At 42.2% G+C, this 3,865-nt stretch carries 5 protein-coding genes; 2 read left to right on the forward strand and 3 right to left on the reverse strand.

The window, feature by feature from the left end:
* A partial coding sequence (locus A3766_RS14010) for an acyl-CoA dehydrogenase C-terminal domain-containing protein (RefSeq protein WP_197479574.1) occupies positions 1–220 on the forward strand: 220 nt, incomplete at its 5' end.
* 135 nt (positions 221–355) lie between these two features.
* A complete protein-coding gene (gene hemH, locus A3766_RS14015; protein WP_068516530.1) occupies positions 356–1,438 on the forward strand; it encodes a ferrochelatase in 1,083 nt (360 codons plus the stop codon).
* 59 nt (positions 1,439–1,497) lie between these two features.
* Here the strand turns inward: hemH and A3766_RS29675 are convergent, their stop codons facing one another.
* The 3 genes from A3766_RS29675 to A3766_RS14025 all read right to left on the reverse strand — a co-directional run bounded on the left by A3766_RS29675 (position 1,498) and on the right by A3766_RS14025 (position 3,761).
* On the reverse strand, positions 1,498–1,668 hold the full coding sequence (locus A3766_RS29675; RefSeq protein WP_156490163.1) for a DUF6435 family protein: 171 nt from the start codon (positions 1,666–1,668) through the stop codon (positions 1,498–1,500).
* Positions 1,669–1,755: 87 nt separating this feature from the next.
* Complete coding sequence (locus tag A3766_RS14020; protein WP_068510218.1) at positions 1,756–2,352, reverse strand: hypothetical protein; 597 nt, start codon at positions 2,350–2,352, stop codon at positions 1,756–1,758.
* Between the two features lie 164 nt (positions 2,353–2,516).
* Positions 2,517–3,761, reverse strand: coding sequence for a site-specific integrase (locus tag A3766_RS14025; protein WP_068465882.1), 1,245 nt, complete (start codon positions 3,759–3,761; stop codon positions 2,517–2,519).
* Positions 3,762–3,865: the final 104 nt, after the last annotated feature.

A 3,865-nucleotide genomic window follows, 5' to 3' on the forward strand; every position in this document is an offset into this window, starting at 1 on the left:
AACATTTGCACTAACCACCTTAGCTGTATTATGGGCCAGAATGGCCGCTCAAACGCAGCAAGCAGAAACAGCCAAACAATACCCAGCAGCGTTCCTAGAAGGCAAGCGTAAAGCTGCTGAACACTTCTTCCGCTTATACGCACCAGAAATGGAGGCATTGCTTTCAGACATAAAATCTGGAAAGAGTAGCATCATGGACTTTTCAGTCGAAGAGTTTTAGTCACCTCAAGCCACACTCCTGCATCATGCACAATTAATTAAGTGCATGATGCAGTTTTCTAGACAAGTATCCTTGCCATAGCGCGACAAACAATCAATCTTGTTGATACAAGCATTACTGACAGGAACAGGTATTATGAAATTTAAAGGACTAGACGATTTCACTCACACTCAAGAAGATAAAATAGGTGTGTTAATTACCAACTTAGGTACTCCCGACGGACCAACACCACAAGCTTTACGAGTTTACCTCAGACAGTTTCTGTCTGACCCTCGAGTTGTAGAAATTCCGCGACTTATCTGGCTGATAATTTTACACGGCATTATTTTACGCATACGTCCAAAAAAGTCGGCTAAAGCCTATGCCTCGGTTTGGACGGAGCATGGTTCACCATTGCTTTCGCACACACAAGAGCAGGCAAAAGCCTTAAGCAAGAGGCTAGAAACCAAATGGGGTGACAAGCTTGTTACCAAGTTTGCGATGCGTTACGGCAACCCTTCCATCGACAAGGTAATGAATTCAATGCTAGAAGAAGGTGCTCGACGCTTAGTGATCCTTCCCTTGTATCCTCAATACTCAGGTGCGACTGCCGGTTCCACCTTTGACGCGATCTCTACAGAACTAACAGCGCGTCGCTGGGTGCCTGAACTCCGCTTTATAAATTCTTATCACGACCATCCGCTGTATATCAAAGCAATGGCCGATAAAATAAAACAGTTTTGGTCTGAGAACGGCCAGGCTGACAAGCTCATGCTATCTTTTCATGGTGTCCCCAAACGATACTTAGAGTTAGGTGACCCATACTACTGTCATTGCCAAGTCACTTCTCGACTATTAACTGAAGCGCTGGATATTGATGCGGATAAAGTTATCACAAGCTTTCAGTCGCGTTTTGGTAAAGCTGAGTGGCTTAAACCGTATACCGACCACACCTTGAAATCACTCCCCGATAAAGGCGTCTCATCTGTTCAAGTATTTTGCCCTGGTTTTTCATCAGACTGTTTAGAAACGCTTGAGGAAATTGCCGTGGAAAATCGAGATTATTTTCTAGAAGCCGGCGGACAAAGTTATCAGTATATCCCTGCGTTAAACTCAGATAGGAGCCATATTGATTTACTAGAATCGATAATCGACAGCAACCTTCAAGGATGGGAGGTCAAGGCTCAGGATTATCAGGCACGTGAACGCAGGTTTAAAGGATGTCCTTTACACCAGTAATACTAAACAGACCTTCTAGCATGGCGCCTGAAGGTCTTTTCACTGATGCGTTCACAAGTTTAAGACTGCTGCCGATCCTTTATTTGCTGATATACCAAATCAGCATCCTGGGTTCGCTTGGCATACTCTCTCATATCACCCATTCTTTGAGCCTCGAAAGCGTAGGTCAGCTTTCTTTCATATTCCTTAATCAAGCGTTTCATTGTGTGTTGCTTAAATAGATTGATCATTGCGCTATTTCCTATTTATAGAGGGTACTTATTAAATACGTCTGTATAAGGGAAATAGATTGCAATCATCCGGCAAAAGACCATTATTCAGGGAACCAACAGCTGCTCTATCCATATAGAACCATGTTTGGTGAATAGAGACCGTTCATGCACACCACTATCATGAGCCTGCCAAATTTCTAAGTAATCAGCAGTAATAAGCAAACCTAAAGCGTCTTTTGTAAAGGGCACTTCATCAGAGTTTGGATATATTTTCTTTAACTCCAATAAAGCCTGTTCCAAGGTTTTTCGATCATTTAATTCAGAACTCTGATTTTGGTAACGAGCATAGTAGTGATCTAAAAGCTTTGATGCGTGAGGTTTATGATGCCAATGGGGTTCTAATTGAGAGGCAGACAATAACGATAAACTCCCACGCATTCTGAACTGACACATAAGAGAAGGATAAAAAAATAGCGCTTCAGCTTTGTTAGCTGCTAAGTTTGATAAGTTCTTCTGCGCTAAGCGGTTTACAAATAATAGGCAAGACTCAGTAGATATCTCTCGCACAACGAGTGTTCGCATTCTAACTTGGGATGGGCAGTGTTCCTCTAGCGTCGCGAAAGAACAATATTTTGCGCTTGGGTCTTGCTTCGCGATAGCTGCCTGGCGCTGCTCACGTAAGACCTCTAGAGGTGAGTTCATACTACCAAATACCCTTGCTACTAATGACTAATAGGAAACTAACTACTTATAAAATTTTACCTAAGGTAGGCTCCTCAACAATATAGGGAGCAGATTTTACATTTAGAGCTGTAACTATCTGTTTTACTAGGAAATATTACAGATCTTTTTATCCGGACCTATTATTAAATTTCTCTAACTCGCTTATTGCGCCCGGATTCATGTCTTTCACGTAGATCTGACTCTATATATCTGTCTGTAGTGGCCATGCTGGCGTGACCAGCGTCATCTCGTACATGCTCGCGAGGACGATGTTTGACGTCTTCCGAAATTCCCGTATGTCTCAACCAGTGAACTGTAGCAATTCTAAGGTCATCCGCATCCTGCTCGAGCCCATCTTTTAGCATTCTATTGTGAGCAGCATCGAAACAATTTTGAACGATCAAGCGAACATGACGCGTACTAGTAATGCCACCAGAACCCTTGTATTTAGGCAAGATTGGTGACTTGTCATTAATGCTAGGCAACGGGCTTAGGTTTAAATGCTCTCTATATCGCTTGAGAGATTTCAGCATGTCATCGCAAACTGTAATTCTTCGGTTTTTGTTTCCTTTGCCTGTAACTTTAAACCACCAATTTCCGTCTCGATCTCGCTCAAAGTCGCACATTAGTGGTGTCGAGCGCTCATCGGCAACTAGCTCTGAAATTCGGAGATACATCGCAAACAACGCATTCATGATAAACAGTGTGCGTTCATGCTCTTCCGGATCTTGATCTGCTAGCAACTCAGCCGTTTCAAGGACGTAATCCCATTGAATATTACTAATTCTGCGAACAATTGGAGCTTGTTGATCACGGCTAATGAATTTACTTTTTTGTCGTATTAAGGCGACCGGATTAGATGAAACTTCGCCCTCTTGCAGAAGATAGTCATAAAATGAGGATATCGCTGTAAACGTTGCTTTTATCGCAGCTTGAGAAGGAAAGTATTCCCCAATATTTGCTTCTTTTCCTCGCTTGAACTCTTCTTTTGACACGTTAACAACAAACGGGCGCCAGTCTTTATTAGGTATCCTCCCGTCAGGCGACTTTTTAAACCTGGCGACATTCTTTATACCTATCCAAGCTTCAGGTGGGTTGATACAGAAATTAATGAATTCTTCTATGTGCTCACGCTGTAGCTCAAGAATTGAAGTCTTTTCGATTTGCCAGGACCATTGTAAAAGTCGTTCGAGCTCTCTTCGATAGCTATTGAATGTGGCTGTACTGCCGTTATAGCTATAAAGAAACTTCAATGACAACTCTAGATCTTGCTGAGCGTCAGAAAAGCTTATCCAGTTTGGGCTCTGCGGCGCGACTTTAAATGGATTGCCAATAAACTCTAGGTTATCAATGATTGGTGATGGCGGGTTTCGCTTAGGGTCCTTCATTTCTTAATCGTTATCAAAGAGCTTTAGATTAAGCATAGCCTTGATTTTCTGATATTCAATATATCCGATATTCAGAAATATCGGATATATTATAAGACGTTTAT

It is taken from the genome of Oleiphilus sp. HI0132 (assembly GCF_001635845.1).